At 72.4% G+C, this 13,721-nt stretch carries 16 protein-coding genes and 1 riboswitch; of the genes, 9 read left to right on the forward strand and 7 right to left on the reverse strand.

The window, feature by feature from the left end:
- Positions 1–45: 45 nt before the first annotated feature.
- Both ABD073_RS09985 and ABD073_RS09990 read left to right on the forward strand, forming a co-directional pair.
- Complete coding sequence (locus ABD073_RS09985) at positions 46–1,575, forward strand: purine-cytosine permease family protein (protein WP_343874203.1); 1,530 nt, start codon at positions 46–48, stop codon at positions 1,573–1,575.
- Positions 1,572–2,138: a cysteine hydrolase family protein gene (locus ABD073_RS09990; protein WP_343874205.1), complete on the forward strand. Its 567-nt coding sequence runs from the start codon at positions 1,572–1,574 to the stop codon at positions 2,136–2,138. Before ABD073_RS09985 ends, ABD073_RS09990 begins: the two co-directional genes overlap by 4 nt.
- A gap of 12 nt (positions 2,139–2,150) precedes the next feature.
- Here ABD073_RS09990 and ABD073_RS09995 read toward each other — a convergent pair whose 3' ends face one another.
- On the reverse strand, positions 2,151–3,053 hold the full coding sequence (locus ABD073_RS09995) for an oxidoreductase (protein ID WP_343874207.1): 903 nt from the start codon (positions 3,051–3,053) through the stop codon (positions 2,151–2,153).
- 122 nt (positions 3,054–3,175) lie between these two features.
- Between ABD073_RS09995 and ABD073_RS10000 the strand changes: the two genes are divergently transcribed.
- Both ABD073_RS10000 and ABD073_RS10005 read left to right on the forward strand, forming a co-directional pair.
- The gene (locus ABD073_RS10000) at positions 3,176–4,096 is read left to right on the forward strand and encodes a COX15/CtaA family protein (RefSeq protein ID WP_343874209.1); all 921 of its coding nucleotides are present in this window, start codon (positions 3,176–3,178) and stop codon (positions 4,094–4,096) included.
- A 78-nt stretch (positions 4,097–4,174) separates the two neighbouring features.
- The gene (locus ABD073_RS10005) at positions 4,175–5,221 is read left to right on the forward strand and encodes an FUSC family protein (protein ID WP_343874212.1); all 1,047 of its coding nucleotides are present in this window, start codon (positions 4,175–4,177) and stop codon (positions 5,219–5,221) included.
- A 364-nt stretch (positions 5,222–5,585) separates the two neighbouring features.
- On the opposite strand, the gene ilvD is transcribed toward ABD073_RS10005, so the two are convergent.
- The 5 genes from ilvD to ABD073_RS10030 form a co-directional block, all read right to left on the reverse strand.
- Positions 5,586–7,475 carry a dihydroxy-acid dehydratase gene (ilvD, locus tag ABD073_RS10010; RefSeq protein WP_343874214.1) on the reverse strand — a complete coding sequence of 630 codons (1,890 nt, stop codon included), beginning with the start codon at positions 7,473–7,475 and terminating at the stop codon, positions 5,586–5,588.
- A 56-nt stretch (positions 7,476–7,531) separates the two neighbouring features.
- Positions 7,532–7,891 (reverse strand): DUF488 domain-containing protein, encoded by a 360-nt coding sequence (locus tag ABD073_RS10015; RefSeq protein ID WP_343874216.1) that lies wholly within the window; start codon positions 7,889–7,891, stop codon positions 7,532–7,534.
- Positions 7,892–7,924: 33 nt separating this feature from the next.
- Complete coding sequence (locus ABD073_RS10020) at positions 7,925–8,569, reverse strand: thiamine phosphate synthase (protein WP_343874218.1); 645 nt, start codon at positions 8,567–8,569, stop codon at positions 7,925–7,927.
- A complete protein-coding gene (thiM, locus tag ABD073_RS10025; RefSeq protein ID WP_343874220.1) occupies positions 8,563–9,432 on the reverse strand; it encodes a hydroxyethylthiazole kinase in 870 nt (289 codons plus the stop codon). The genes ABD073_RS10020 and thiM overlap by 7 nt, the downstream gene beginning before the upstream one ends.
- Complete coding sequence (locus ABD073_RS10030) at positions 9,429–10,736, reverse strand: MFS transporter (protein WP_343874222.1); 1,308 nt, start codon at positions 10,734–10,736, stop codon at positions 9,429–9,431. Before ABD073_RS10030 ends, thiM begins: the two co-directional genes overlap by 4 nt.
- Positions 10,730–10,837, reverse strand: a riboswitch (TPP riboswitch). It overlaps the preceding gene by 7 nt.
- Positions 10,838–10,880: 43 nt before the next feature.
- On the opposite strand from ABD073_RS10030, the gene thiD (ABD073_RS10035) reads away from it, so the two are divergent.
- From thiD (ABD073_RS10035) to ABD073_RS10055, 5 genes are all read left to right on the forward strand, one after another.
- A complete protein-coding gene (thiD, locus tag ABD073_RS10035; RefSeq protein ID WP_343874224.1) occupies positions 10,881–11,153 on the forward strand; it encodes a bifunctional hydroxymethylpyrimidine kinase/phosphomethylpyrimidine kinase in 273 nt (90 codons plus the stop codon).
- The gene (thiD, locus tag ABD073_RS10040) at positions 11,146–11,724 is read left to right on the forward strand and encodes a bifunctional hydroxymethylpyrimidine kinase/phosphomethylpyrimidine kinase (protein ID WP_343874226.1); all 579 of its coding nucleotides are present in this window, start codon (positions 11,146–11,148) and stop codon (positions 11,722–11,724) included. The genes thiD (ABD073_RS10035) and thiD (ABD073_RS10040) overlap by 8 nt, the downstream gene beginning before the upstream one ends.
- Before the next feature lie 116 nt (positions 11,725–11,840).
- On the forward strand, positions 11,841–12,209 hold the full coding sequence (locus tag ABD073_RS10045; RefSeq protein ID WP_343874229.1) for a hypothetical protein: 369 nt from the start codon (positions 11,841–11,843) through the stop codon (positions 12,207–12,209).
- 108 nt (positions 12,210–12,317) lie between these two features.
- Complete coding sequence (locus ABD073_RS10050) at positions 12,318–12,545, forward strand: hypothetical protein (RefSeq protein ID WP_343874231.1); 228 nt, start codon at positions 12,318–12,320, stop codon at positions 12,543–12,545.
- Positions 12,546–12,585: 40 nt separating this feature from the next.
- Entirely contained in the window at positions 12,586–13,224 is a 639-nt protein-coding gene (locus ABD073_RS10055; protein ID WP_343874233.1) for an SIMPL domain-containing protein, read from the forward strand.
- A gap of 3 nt (positions 13,225–13,227) precedes the next feature.
- Here the strand turns inward: ABD073_RS10055 and ABD073_RS10060 are convergent, their stop codons facing one another.
- The gene (locus ABD073_RS10060) at positions 13,228–13,674 is read right to left on the reverse strand and encodes an SRPBCC family protein (RefSeq protein WP_343874235.1); all 447 of its coding nucleotides are present in this window, start codon (positions 13,672–13,674) and stop codon (positions 13,228–13,230) included.
- Positions 13,675–13,721 lie beyond the last annotated feature (47 nt).

A 13,721-nucleotide genomic window follows, 5' to 3' on the forward strand; every position in this document is an offset into this window, starting at 1 on the left:
CCGGCCTGCGCCACCACCCCGGGCCCCGATGCCATGATGTGGCCCATGTCGACCACACCGCAGGCCGCAGCCGAGGCCTCCTCCCGCACCCTCGTCGAGCTGCAGGGCATCGACGTCGTCCCCGACAGCCAGCGCACCGCGAAGCCCTCGGACCTGTTCTGGCCCTGGTTCGCGGCCAATGTCTCGGTCTTCGGCATGAGCTACGGCTCCTACCTGTTCGGCTTCTCGATCTCCTTCTGGCAGGCCACCGTGGTGGCGCTGCTGGGCATCGTGACCAGCTTCATGCTGTGCGGCATCATCGCCATCGCCGGCAAGCGGGGCTCGGTGCCCACCATGGTGCTCTCCCGGGCCGCCTTCGGCGTGCAGGGGCAGAAGGTGCCCGGCCTGATCAGCTGGCTCACCTCGATCGGCTGGGAGACCAGCCTCACCATCACCGCCACCCTGGCCACCGCCACGGTCTTCGACCGGCTGGGCTGGAGCCACGGCACCACCACGAAGATCATCGCCTGCGTGGTGATCGCGGCCATCATCGTGGTGGCCTCGGTGCTGGGCTACCACACCATCATGAAGCTGCAGTCGATCCTGACCTGGATCACCGGCGCCTTCACCATCGGTTTCATGGCGCTCACCATCAGCCACATCGACTGGGCCACGGTCAGCTCGATGCCCTCGGGCTCGCTGGCCTCCTGCATCGGTGCCCTTGTGATGGTGATGACCGGCTTCGGGCTGGGCTGGATCAACATCGCCGCGGACTGGTCTCGCTACCAGCACCGCGACGCCAGCAACGGTTCGATCGTCTTCTGGAACACCTTCGGTGGCTCGGTGGCCCCGATGCTCCTGGTGGTCTTCGGCCTGCTGCTGGCCTACTCCGACGAGGACCTGATGGGCGCCATCCAGGGCGACCCGATCGGCGCCCTGTCCAGCATCCTGCCCACCTGGGCGCTGCTGCCCTTCCTGCTGGTGGCCGTGCTGACCCTGATCTCCGGCGCCGTGCTGGGCATCTACTCCTCCGGCCTGACCCTGCTCAGCCTGGGCATCGACATCCCCCGCCCCGCGGCCGCCGCCATCGACGGCACCATCCTCACGCTGGCCACCATCTACGTGGTCTTCTTCGCCAAGAACTTCCTGGGCCCCTTCCAGTCCTTCCTGGTCACCCTGGGCGTGCCGCTGGCGGCCTGGGCCGGCATCATGATCGCCGACATCCTGCTGCGTCGTCGCCCCTACGACGAGCTGGCCCTGTTCGACGGACGCGGCCGCTACGGCCAGTTCAACTGGATCTCGATCGCCCTCATGGTGATCGCCTCGGTGGTCGGCTGGGGCCTGGTGATCAACCAGTTCAGCGACGCCTCCTTCAACGACTGGCAGGGCTACCTGCTGGAGCCGCTCGGCCTGGGCCATCGCGGACCCGAGGGCTGGGAGGGCACCTGGCCCTGGGCCAACCTGGGCGTCATCGTCTCGCTGCTGATCGGATTCGGTGGCCACCTGGTGGCGAACCGCGGCACGGTACGTCGCCAGGAGACCGGCGACTACGCCACCGACGCGGCGACCAGCCTGGTGGACGGGGGCCGGGCATGAGCGGGAGCCTCGACGCGATCCGCGAGCACGCCTGGCTGGTGGTGATCGACCACCAGCGGATCTTCGCCGACCCGGCCAGCGAGTGGTGCGCCCCGCGCTTCGCCGAGACCGCGCCCGTGGTGGCGCGGCTGGCCGCCCACTTCGACGAGCGGGTGGTGCTCACCCGCTGGCTGCCGGGCACCGACCGTCGCGGCTCCTGGGCGGACTACTTCGCCACGTGGAGCTTCGCCGACCGGCCCGACGAGGACCCGGTCTTCGAGCTGGTGCCCACCGCCACCGACCTGGCCGACCGACCCACGGTGGACGTGTCCACCTTCGGCAAGTGGGGCCCGCAGCTGGCCGAGGTCACCGGGGAGCACCCGCACCTGGTGCTGGCCGGCGTGGCCACCGACTGCTGCGTCATCTCCACCGCGCTCGCGGCGGCCGACGCGGGCTGCACCGTCACCGTGGTCTCCGACGCCTGCGCCGGGTCCAGCGACGAGAACCAGGCTGCGGCCCTGCATGTGATGGGCCTCTACGCCCCGCAGATCCGCGTGGTCACCAGCCAGCAGCTGCTGGGCTGACGCGCCGGGTGCTCAGCGGCCCAGGCCGCCGAGCACCCGGTCCATCACCTTGTCCGGGAGCACCCGCCGGGCGGTCACCGCGGCCCGGGCGCCGGTGCCCACCGCATAGCGGGTGCGCGGGTGGGTGGCCATCGAGGCGGCCACCACGGCCTGCGCCACCACCCTCGGGTCGGAGCCCAGCGAGGAGCGGTCGGCCAGCGCGAGCATCCGCGCCATCCGTCGGGCCGCCTTCTCGTAGGCGCCGCCCCGGCTGACCGCCAGGAAGTCCTTGCGCGCCACCTGATTCCACTCGCTCACCACGATGCCCGGCTCCACCATGGCGACGTGGATGCCGAAGGGCTTGAGCTCCAGGCGCAGCGAGTCGCTGAAGCCCTCCACGGCGAACTTGCTGGCGTGGTACCAGGCAGCGAAGGGCTCGTAGATCTTGGCACCCATCGAGGAGATGTTGACGATCCGGCCCTGCCCCTGGGCACGCATCGTGGGCAGCACCAGCTGGATCATCCGGGCCAGGCCGAACAGGTTGACCTCGAACTGGGCCCGGCCCGCCTCCAGCGGCAGGTCCTCCACCGCGCCGTAGCCGCCCAGACCGGCATTGTTGACCAGCACGTCGATCCGGCCGGCGCCGGCCAGCACCGCGTCGACGAAGAAGCGCATGCTGGCCTCGTCGGTGACGTCCAGCGGCAGCACCCGGATTCCCTCGGCGTTCAGCTCCGCCATCAGCTCGGTGCGCCGTGCACCGGCCCAGACCTCGAAACCGGCCCGCGCCAGCTCCAGGGCGGTGGCGCGGCCGATGCCCGAGGAGGCGCCGGTGATGATCGCCACCCGACCGGCAGCGGAGGGGCCCTGCTCCTGGCCGGGCCCGCGCGAGGCGGGGTCGGAGTCGGGTGCGGGGACGACGGGGATCTGCTCTGCCATGGCGCCAGCCTAGTCAGCGGCTCCGCGGACCGGCCCGCGGAGCACGGGGGCACCCGGCCGCCGAGCTACTACAGCGTGTCGTTACAGTTGGCCCGACACCTCCCGCACCGACAGGACCTTCGATGAGCACGCTGCTGCTGCCCGCCACCACCGCTGGGGCGGAGACCTCGCACCAGGCCACCCGCACCGTCTACCGGCTGGCGGCCGCGGCGGCCACGCTGACCGTCGCGATGGGCGCCATCAACTCCGCCACCGGCTCCGGCTTCGCCTGCCCCACCTGGCCCGGCTGCTATCCCGGCCGGTTCGGCCCGGAGACCGAGGTGCATGCGCTGATCGAGTTCAGCCACCGCGTGGTTGCCGCCCTCACCACTCCCCTGCTGCTGGTGGCCGCCCTGATGGGACGACGGCTGCCGCGCCAGATGCGGCTGGCACGGCGGCTGCCCTGGCTGGCCATCCTGGGCGCGCTCAGCGCCGCGGTGCTGGGCATGATCACGGTCTTCAACCTGGGCCTGCCCAAGCCGGTGGCCATGTTCGACCTGTTCAGCGCGATGACCTGCATGAGCGCCATGACGGTGGCGACGCTCAGCCTGGAGCACGGCAACGACGAGTGGCGCTGGAGCCCGCTGGCCCGGCTCGGCGGTTGGGCCACCGGCGGCATCGTGCTGGTGCACCTGCTGGGCGTGGCCGTGGCGGGCAAGGGCTCCTTCACCTCCGTGATGGGCTGGCCGCTGTGGCGCCTCACCGAGCACGACGGCGCCCTCGCCCTGCAATGGCTCCGGATGGCAGTGGCCGTGGCCACCATCGCCCTGCTCGGGTTGACCGTGGCCCGGGCCTGGCGCTGGGGCCGGACCCGTCGGGCCGCCGCGGCGCTGGTGCTCTTCGGCCTGGTGGAGTTCACCATCAGCCAGGTGATCGCCGAGCTGGGCACCGAGATGTGGTTCGCCGCCACCTATGCCGGGGCGGCCGCCGTGGTGCTCTTCTGCGCCGTGCTGGTCACCGGGCGTGCGGCGCTGCACCGCGGGGAGCGTCCCGAGGGGATCTGAGGCCGGCTGCCAGCTGCCTCTTGGCCGCCGGGTGGAAGACTTGCTGGGTTCCCACCAGCTCGTCGAGAGGATCCACCCGTGGCACATCCCGTCCTGCCCAGCCGTGACGACCTGGTCCGGTTGAACAGCGTCGAGGGTGCCCACCGCGTGGGTCTGCGGGCGGCGCTCAGCGTCCTGGTGCCGCTGCTGGCGGTGGTCGCCCTGGGTCGCCCCGAGCTGGCGCCCTATGCCAGCTTCGGCGCCTTCACCTCCCTCTACGGGCGCAACCTGCGCCACCTCACCCGGGTGCAGATGCAGCTCTCGGCCGCCGCCACCATGACGCTGGCCGTGTGCACCGGCGTGGTGGTCGGCTGCTACCCGCACCTGGTCTGGTTGCACATCCTCACCGCTGGCGTGATCGCCTTCACCGGCCAGGTCCTCGCCCGCGCGCACAGCTTCCACCCGCCGGGTCCGCTGTTCATGATCTTCGGCTACGGCGCCATCAGCTCCATGCCGCACACCTGGCAGGACCTGCCGCTGGCGCTGCTGGTCTGCGGGCTGTCCGCCCTGTTCAGCTGCCTGGTGGGCGTCGCGGGCGTCCTCGTCGGGCCGGAGAGCCTGGGCCAGGCGTGGCGGCGCACCGGCTGGCTGAAGCTGCAGTTCGTGCACAGCTGGCAACCGGTCTGGATGGCGCTCGGCGTCCTGCTGTCCGGCAGCATCGCCCAGCTCGCCGGGATCGGTCACCCCTACTGGGCGATGGTGGCGGCGCTGGCACCACTCTCCGCTCCGCACATCACCAGCCAGATGACCCGCGCCATCCACCGCAGCATCGGCACCCTGGTGGGCCTGGTGGGTGCCGGCCTGCTGCTGGCCCTGCACCTGCCGCCGGTGCTGCTGGTGGTGGTGATCGCGGTGCTGCAGCTGCTCACCGAGATGTGGGTGGGCCGCAACTATGCCGTCGCGATGGTCTTCATCACGCCGCTGGCGCTGGGCATGGGCCAGGTGGGCGGTGCCCATCCGATCGGGCCGCTGCTCTTCGACCGCGGCGTGGAGACCCTGGTGGGGTCCGTGGTGGGCATCGGCGTCGCCCTGGCCGGCCACGAGCTGCGTCGCCGACGACTGCTGCGCCACGCACCGCTGGGCTGAGCTGTCCACAGCCCGCTGTGGACGGTGGGCCCCTTCCTGTGGAACACGCCGAGGCGGTTGTGGAGTGTTTGGTGGAGAGCGCGAAGTGCGGAAAAGATCACCCCGCCAAGCGGTGGGATCGGCTTGCGGGTGAGCCTGCTGGCACCTACAAAAGGAGGTACGGCCTTCGGGGAAGAGGTCGTGGATGGCTTGGAATCCACAGCTCGTCTTCGCAGTGCGCTGCGCATCGGTTGGGTGACGTGAAACCGATGGGGCTCGACGATCCAGGTGCATCGACCGGATTCGTCACCGCTACCTGGTCAGACCCAGAAGGGCCCTGCGCATCCCTGCGCAGGGCCCTTCCGCACGTCCCCAGCGATCCGGCTCAGTCCACCTTGCGGGCCGCGCCCTTGTCCGCGGACTGCGCGAAGCGGGCGAAGATCTTGAGCGCCGCGGAGACCTCGCGCTGGCGATCGGCCGGCTGCCAGCCCTTGGCCTCCTGCTCCGCGCGACGGGCCTCGAGCTCCGCCTCGTCCAGCTCCACCCGCACGCTGCGGTTGGGGATGTCGAAGCTGATGACGTCGCCGTCGCGGACCAGGCCGATGGCGCCTCCGGAGGCCGCCTCCGGGGAGACGTGGCCCACGCTGAGACCGGAGGAGCCGCCAGAGAAACGGCCGTCGGTGATCAGGGCGCACTTCGGGCCGAGCCCCACGCCCTTGAGGTAGCTGGTGGGGTAGAGCATCTCCTGCATGCCGGGGCCGCCCTTGGGGCCCTCGTAGCGCACCACCACCACGTCGCCCTCGACGACCCTGCCGCCCAGGATCATCTCGACGGCCTCGTCCTGGCTCTCGGCCACCTTGGCGGGGCCGGAGAAGGTCCACTGGTGCTCGGGCACGCCGGCGGTCTTCACGATGCAGCCGTCGGGCGCCAGGTTGCCCTTGAGCACGGCCAGGCCGCCCTCGGTGGTGTAGGCGTGGGCGACGTCGCGGATGCAGCCGGTGGCCGCGTCGGTGTCCAGCGTCGTCCAGCGGTTGGTGGAGCTGAAGGCCTCGGTGGTGCGCACCCCGCCGGGAGCGGCATGGAAGCGCTCGACCGCCTTGGCCGAGGTCTTGCCCGAGCGGATGTCCCAGTCATCGATCCAGCTGGTCAGGTCCGGGGAGTGCACCGAACGCACCCCGGTCTCCAGCATGCCGCCGCGGAAGAGCTCGCCCAGGATGGCGGGGATGCCGCCGGCGCGGTGCACGTCCTCCATGTAGTACTCGGTGGTGTTGGGCGCCACCTTCACCAGGCAGGGGGTCTCGCGGCTGAGCGCGTCGATGTCGTCCTGGTCGAAGTCGACGCCGGCCTCCTGGGCGGCGGCCAGCAGGTGCAGGATCGTGTTGGTGGAGCCACCCATGGCGATGTCCATCCGCATGGCATTGCAGAAGGCCTCCTTGCCGGCGATGGCCAGCGGCAGCACGGAGTCGTCGTCGCCCTCGTAGTACTGGCGGCACAGGTCCACCACCAGGCGGCCGGCGTCCAGGAAGAGCTCGCGGCGGGCGGCGGCGGTGGCCAACGTCGAGCCGTTGCCCGGCAACGAGAGGCCCAGCGCCTCGGTGAGGCAGTTCATCGAGTTCGCGGTGAACATGCCCGAGCAGGAGCCACAGGTGGGGCAGGCGTTCTGCTCGATGGCGTCGATCTGCTCGTCGGAGACGTTCTGGTCGACGGATTTGATCATGGCGTCGATCAGGTCGAGCCGCTCGGTGCCGTTGGCGTCGTCGGAGACGATGCCCTTGTCCACCTCGTCGGGGGCGCCGGCGACGACCCGCTCGCCCAGCATCCGGCCGGCCTCCATCGGGCCGCCGGAGACGAAGACGGTGGGGATGTTGAGCCGCAGCGCGGCCAGCAGCATGCCGGGGGTGATCTTGTCGCAGTTGGAGATGCAGACCAGGGCGTCGGCCTGGTGGGCGTTGACCATGTACTCGACGCTGTCGGCGATCACCTCGCGGCTGGGCAGCGAGTAGAGCATGCCGGAGTGGCCCATGGCGATGCCGTCGTCCACGGCGATGGTGTTGAACTCGCGCCCGATGCCGCCGGCCTCGGCCACCGCACCCGCCACCAGCTGACCCATGTCCTTGAGGTGGACGTGGCCGGGCACGAACTGGGTGAAGGAGTTCGCGATGGCGACGATCGGCTTGCCGAAGTCGTCATTGGTCATGCCGGTGGCGCGCCACAGGGCGCGGGCTCCGGCCATGTTGCGGCCGTGGGTGGTGGTGCGGGAACGAAGTGCGGGCATGCCACCAGCCTATGGCCCCGGCCGCTGCGCCCGGCCGGCGTCCAGCAGTGGACGGCTCAGAGCTGGTGGCGCAGCCAGTCCTCCAGCACCGGGACATGGCTGGCCTCCACGTCCTTGGCGTCGCTCACCAGCGCCAGCAGGCCGTTGTGGCGGGCCACACCGGTCCGGATCTGGTCCAGCAGCTCGTCGTGGTCGGCCTCGGTCAGCTCGGTGCTGTAACGCCGCACGAAGTCGTCGTGACGGGCCTCGCGGTCGGCGTGGTACCAGCGGCGCAGGTCCGGGGACGGGGTCAGGTCCTTGGCCCACAGGTCGTGCGGCAGCTGCTGCTTGGCGAGTCCGCGGGGCCAGAGCCGGTCCACCAGCACCCGGTATCCCGCGCCCGGCTCCTCGCGGGCCTTCTGCCTCTCGATGCGCATGCCGGCCACGCTAGCGCGGGCGATGAACCGGGCTCAGCGCGGACCGAAGTCCGCCAGCACGCGCCGCACCACGGCTGCCGGATCCTCGGCCTGCATCACGTGGCGCACCATCGCGACGCCCGCTATCCCGGTGCCGGCCAGGGCGGCGACGTCGTCGGGCGTGACATCGCCGATGGCCACGACAGGGAGCGCGGAGGCCTGGACCAGGGGCCGGTAGCCGTCGACGCCCAAGGCGGGTCGGGTCACCTGCTTGGTGGGGGTGGGGCGGAAGGGCCCGGCACCCAGGTAGTCCACCACGCCCACCAGCTCCTGCGCCTGCTGCACCAGCTCCAGGGTGCCGGTGGTCCAGCCCACCACGGCCTCGGGCCCCAGCAGGGCGCGCGCCGCGCGAGGCGGCAGGTCGTCCACGCCCAGGTGGACGCCGTGCACCGGCGCCCCCGCCTCGCGGGCCGCCCAGGCCACGTCAGCGCGGTCATCCACCACGACGCGGCAGTCCGGTGCCGCCTGGTGCACCGCCCGGGCCAGGTGACCGGTCAGCTCCAGCAGCTCGCGGGTGGTGGCCTGCTTGGCCCGTACCTGCACCACCCCGGCACCCGCGGCGGCCGCGGCAGCGGCCTGCTCCACGGTGCGCCGGTCGGTTCCGGAGGTCACCACGTACATCCGCAGGTCCATCACCACTCCTGTCCCCCGGCCACCCCGTGGGCGCCCGGTGCGTCGTCGACACAGCGCTTCTCGCTGCGCCGTTCCCCGGCCAGGGCCGGCTCGTCGAGCCCGAAGACCTCGTCCAGCAGGGCCGCGCGGAAGCTGCCCGGGCCCCGGGATCGGCGCTCGGCCCGCTCCCCCGCCAGCGCCAGCCAGCTGGTGGCGGCGACGGCTGCCTCGAGCGCCCAGCCGGGGCCGCGGCGGGCGCCCAGCGCCAGGTCCGCGGCACAGCAGGCCGCGGTCAGCGCTCCCAGGGCGCAGCCGGTGCCGGTGACCCGGGAGAGCATCGGTGTGCCGTTGGCCAGCCGCACCACTCGCTCGCCGTCGGTGAGGTGGTCCACGGGGCCGCTGACCGCCACCACGCAGCCGTGCTCGCGGGTCAGCCGGGCTGCGGCCGCCAGCGCCTGTTCCGGCGCCTGGGTGGCATCGGCCCCGCGCCCGCCGGTCCCGTCGCCGGTCAGCACCAGCAGCTCGGAGGCATTGCAGCGCACCACGTCGGGCCGGAGCGTCAGCAGCTCCCGGGCCAGCGCCACGCGGGAGGGCGCCGGGCCGATGGCGGCCGGGTCCAGCACCCACGGCAGGCCTCGCTCCACCGCCACCGGGAGGGTTGCGAGCATGCCGGCCCGCCCCTCCTCCGAGAGGGTGCCCAGATTCACCAGCAGGGCGTCGGCGAGCCCGGTGGTGGCGGGCGCCTCGCGCTCGGTCCAGGTCATGGTGGGCCGGGCGCCGGCGGCCAGCAGCAGGTCGGCCACCAGCTCCATGCTCACCGTCGCGGTGAGGCAGTGCACCAGCGGGGCGCTCTCGCGCACCGCGGCCAGGATCCGGGCGGTGCGGCTCATACCCGGGTCCGCTCGATCTCGCGCGGCGAGAGCCGGGGGCCGACGGCGGCAAAACCCGCCACCAGCAGCCCTCCGACGGCCAGTACGGTCGGGACGGCCCAGTCGCCCAGCGCACCGGTCAGCCGCGGCAGCCACCACGGGTACAGCGCCGGCAGCACCAGCGAGGCGGAGTAGGCGGTGCCGTAGCCGGTGGAGCGGACGTGCGCGTCGAAGCCCTCGCTGAGGTAGGCACCCACCGGGCCGTAGGCCGCGACGGTGACCGCCTGCAGCGCCACGGCCCCGGCCACCACCTGCCACAGCGGGCCGGCGCCGTGCAGCACCCAGCGCCACAGCAGCGGTGCCAGCACAGCAGCCGCCAGACCCCAGCCCACGAAGCAGATGCGACGGCCGATCACGGTGGACAGCTGCCCGGCCAGCGCCATCACCAGCGCCTGACCCACCGAGGCCAGGCCCATCACCAGGGCCACCTGGCCGGCATCCAGCCCGCGCACCACGGCCAGCCGGGAGGCCAGCAGCACGGCCACCATGTTGGTCATCAGCCACAGCCCGCTCATCAGGCCGAACATCCGCCAGAAGTCGCCGGCCCGCGGCCCCGCGAGCACCTCGCGCAGGCTGCCCCGTCGGGCCTCGGCGACGGCCGGGGCCGCGGCGTCGCGGACCTGGCGCCGGTACCAGCCGAGCATCGCCAGGCTGGCCCACCCTCCGGCCAGGAAGCTCGCCCGCCAGCCCCAGCGGGCGTAGGCCTCGGTACCGAACAGCGCCAGCTGCATGGCGGTGACGAAGGCGATGGTGGCCTGGGCCGAGGGCGACATGGCCATCGCCAGCCCGCTCACCAGGCCGCGCTGGCGCGGGCGGCTCCACTCCATCGCCAGCGGGATGGCCGCGCTGTACTCGCCGGCCAGGAAGACCCCGCCCAGGAAACGCAGCGCCACCAGGGCGACGAAGGTGGCGGCCCCGAGCACCTGGTGGGAGGGCAGGCAGGCGATCAGCAGGGTGCAGGCGGCGGTTCCGGCGATCGCGACGCGGGTGGTGCGGGTGCGCCCCACCCGGTCGGCGATCCGGCCGAAGACGACCGCGCCCACCGGACGTCCCAGCAGGGTGGCGGCCACCACCAGGGCCGTCCCGGAGGCCGCCCCCGTGGGCCCGACCAGCCGCCCCATGGCCGGCGCCAGCGCCACCACGGGCAGGAAGATGTGGGTCTGGTCCACGAAGTTGCCCACCACACCGCCCACCACGGCAGCGGGGGTGCCGCGCCCGGCGGGGCGCTGCTGGGTGGCTCGTGGCACGGCTGCCACCGACGTCATCTGGCCTCGCTTCCTTCGCCGGCATGACCCGGGCAGGTTCGAACGGTACGGACGGCTGCAGTCCTGTCTCAGCCCCTGCCGGGGCTCCCGTGGGATCGGCACCGACCCTAGCGGGCGACCCTCGCAGCTGGAAAGCTGCCGTGCGTGAGCATCCCGAACCTGCTGTCCATCGCCGGCTCCGACCCCAGCGGAGGGGCCGGGATCCAGGCCGACCTCAAGACCTTCACCGCCCACGGCTGCTTCGGCACCACCGTGGTGACCGCGCTGACCGCGCAGAACACCCGCGGCGTCACCGGGGTGCTGCCCACCGAGGCCGGCTTCGTCGCCGACCAGCTGGCCACCCTGCTCGACGATGTGCGGATCGACGCGGTCAAGATCGGCATGCTGGGCTCCGTGGAGGTGGCCCGCGGTGAGTGAGGCGCTGCGTGGACCGCTGACCGGGGTGCCGGTGGTGCTGGATCCCGTGATGGTGGCCACCAGTGGCGACTCACTGGCGGCCGAGGGGGTGCGGGAGGCCATCGTCGAGCTGCTGGCCCACTGCAGCCTGGTCACCCCGAACCTGCCCGAGGCCGCGGGCCTGACCGGCGAGGAGCCGGCGTCGGACCGAGGCGCGATGGCCCGCCAGGCGCAGGCCCTGCTGGGCCTGGGGGCACCCGCCGTGCTGCTCAAGGGCGGGCACCTGGGTGATGACGGCGACCAGGTCTGGGACCTGGTGGCGCGGCGAGGCCCGGACACCTCTCAGGGGCCGCGGCTCGACTGGCTGGACGGGCCGCGGGTGCGCACCCGCAACACCCACGGAACCGGCTGCACCCTGAGCTCGGCCGTCGCCGCGAACCTGGCGCACGGCCTGGACCTGGTGGAGGCCTGCCGACGGGCCAAGGAGTGGCTGGCCCGTGCGCTGGCCTCCTCCGAGCAGCTGTCGGTGGGCGACGGGTCCGGGCACGGTCCGGTGAACCACCTGGAGGCCAGCTGGGTGACCCTGCGTTGAGCCCAACCTGAGACGATCCCAAGCGCAGTCTGGAGGTTGGCTGAATCAGCTTGGAAAGAGCTGAAACAAAGCCGCTCGGGCGGCTGCTTTCTCTTTCGGTACAGCAATCTGGAGCCATGTCATCCGCCATCGGAATCTCCCTGCTCGCCGCCTTCGCCCTGGGCCTGTTCATCCTGGTTCCCTTCCTGCTCGCTCCCTTGGTGCTGGGCGCCGCCTGGCTGCAGCGCCGCCACCAGCTGGCCGCGACGACCCCGGCCTCCGAGCGGATCACGCTGCCGCTGGCCGACCAGCCGCGTCGCGTGGCCGTGGGCGACGAGGTGGACGTGCTGGCCGTGGAGACCGAGGAGCAGGACCAGCCCGAGGCCCCGGCCCGGCAGGGCACCAGCCTGGAGGACGGGGACCAGGTGGAGGAGCCCCGGGAGCAGGCCGCCGAGGGCCAGGCGCCCGTGGTGGCCAGCACCTCGATGCTGACCCAGGCTGCCTGACTACGACCCGGGGAGGATGGCCTCCCCCTACTGGAGCAGGACCCGGCACCCGGAGAACCATCCCGGGTGCCGATGTGCGTACCGGGCCGGCAGGGAGAGGCTTGGGCCATGATGAACCTGCTCGGCATCCTCGCCGCCCTCGCCGTCACCCTGCTGCTGTGGCTGGTGGCCCCGCTGCTGATGGCCCCGCTGATCCTGGCGGTCGCCGCGCTGTCGGGCATCCGGCTCCCCCGCCGCCATCGTGGCGGCGGCACCGCGCCGCACCTCTCCCGACGCACCGACGTGCACCTGGTGGAGGCGGAGCACCCGCACCGGGTCCTGGTCCGAGCCGCCTGACCAGCACCGAGGTTGGACATCCGCCCCATAGGATGGACCCATGATCATCAGCGTCGCCGGCGAGCACCAGATCCGCCTGGCACCGGAGCTGGCCACCGTGCACCTCGCCGTCGAGGTGGAGGGGGACGAGGCCGGCACCGTGGTGGCCGAGGCCGAGGACACCACCCGGGACCTGCTGCAGCGACTCGCGCAGCTGCGCGAGGCCGGCGCGGTGGAGCGCTGGACCCTGGAGGCCCTGACCACCACCAGCTGGCAGGCATGGGGCGAGCAGGGGCGCCCCGGCGCGCTGCGCCACCGGGCCCAGCAGCTGGCCGAGGTGGTCTTCACCGACTTCACCGCCCTGCCCACCGAGACCTCGGCCTGGGCCGCTCGCGAGGGCATGGTGGTGCGCGGCGTCGACTGGGACGTGACCGAGGACACCCGCCGCCGCCACGAGGCGCAGGTGCTCGCTGCCGCCGTCGAGCAGGCTGCCGAGCGCGCCACCGTGATGGCGCGCGCGGCCGGGCGCCGTCAGGTGGACTTCCTGGAGATCGCCGATCCCGGCCTGTTGTCCCAGCCGCTGGCCGAGCAGGGCGTGATGATGGCCCGGATGGCCAAGGACGGCGAGGAGCACACGGTGCAGCTCAGCCCGGCGCCGGTGCTGCTGTCGGCGCGGGTGCAGGCCCGCTTCGAGGCCTGAGCCTCACTGCGACTCGGCCAGCTCCTTGAGCCGCTGGATGGAGGCCAGCAGCTTGTCGGAGGTGGTGGCCCGGGCACGGTCCATCCGCTTCTCGTCCTGCAGCGCCGTCCAGTCGTAGGTGTGGCGCACCAGGGTGCGTCGCGGCCCGCGCGGTTCCAGCTCCCAGCGCCACAGCTGGCCCGGCTGCGGCTCGCCCACCGGCGACGGCTTCCAGGCGATCAGCCGGCCCTCGGTGAACTCCACCACCTCGTTCTCGCGCACGCTCTGGCCGGTGTTGGTCATCCGGAAGACCTGGCCCACCGTGTGCACCCGCTGGCCCTCGGGGGCCTCGGCGAGGTTGTCGTTGCCGTCCCACCGCGGTTGCTGGGCCGGGTCGGCGATCAGCTCGAAGATGGTCTCGAAGCCCGCCTCGACCTCGAGTTCTGCGCTCACGATGCGTTCGTCGCTCATGGGCCCATCCAAGCAGCCGGGGCGCGCGAACAACAGAGGCCCGGGCC

The organism is Luteococcus peritonei (assembly GCF_039526385.1).
Classification (GTDB): domain Bacteria; phylum Actinomycetota; class Actinomycetes; order Propionibacteriales; family Propionibacteriaceae; genus Luteococcus; species Luteococcus peritonei.

Excerpts from the sequence above, each read along its gene's own strand:
- ABD073_RS09990 (WP_343874205.1), top strand. The coding sequence starts at position 1,572 with ATGAGCGGGAGCCTCGACGCGATCCGCGAGCACGCCTGGCTGGTGGTG.
- ABD073_RS10015 (WP_343874216.1), bottom strand. The coding sequence starts at position 7,891 with ATGCGCATCGAGAGGCAGAAGGCCCGCGAGGAGCCGGGCGCGGGATAC.
- ABD073_RS10030 (WP_343874222.1), bottom strand. The coding sequence starts at position 10,736 with ATGACGTCGGTGGCAGCCGTGCCACGAGCCACCCAGCAGCGCCCCGCC.
- thiM (WP_343874220.1), bottom strand. The coding sequence starts at position 9,432 with ATGAGCCGCACCGCCCGGATCCTGGCCGCGGTGCGCGAGAGCGCCCCG.
- ABD073_RS10050 (WP_343874231.1), top strand. The coding sequence starts at position 12,318 with ATGATGAACCTGCTCGGCATCCTCGCCGCCCTCGCCGTCACCCTGCTG.
- ABD073_RS10045 (WP_343874229.1), top strand. The coding sequence starts at position 11,841 with ATGTCATCCGCCATCGGAATCTCCCTGCTCGCCGCCTTCGCCCTGGGC.
- ABD073_RS10000 (WP_343874209.1), top strand. The coding sequence starts at position 3,176 with ATGAGCACGCTGCTGCTGCCCGCCACCACCGCTGGGGCGGAGACCTCG.
- ABD073_RS10055 (WP_343874233.1), top strand. The coding sequence starts at position 12,586 with ATGATCATCAGCGTCGCCGGCGAGCACCAGATCCGCCTGGCACCGGAG.
- ilvD (WP_343874214.1), bottom strand. The coding sequence starts at position 7,475 with ATGCCCGCACTTCGTTCCCGCACCACCACCCACGGCCGCAACATGGCC.
- ABD073_RS09995 (WP_343874207.1), bottom strand. The coding sequence starts at position 3,053 with ATGGCAGAGCAGATCCCCGTCGTCCCCGCACCCGACTCCGACCCCGCC.
- ABD073_RS10060 (WP_343874235.1), bottom strand. The coding sequence starts at position 13,674 with ATGAGCGACGAACGCATCGTGAGCGCAGAACTCGAGGTCGAGGCGGGC.
- ABD073_RS09985 (WP_343874203.1), top strand. The coding sequence starts at position 46 with ATGTCGACCACACCGCAGGCCGCAGCCGAGGCCTCCTCCCGCACCCTC.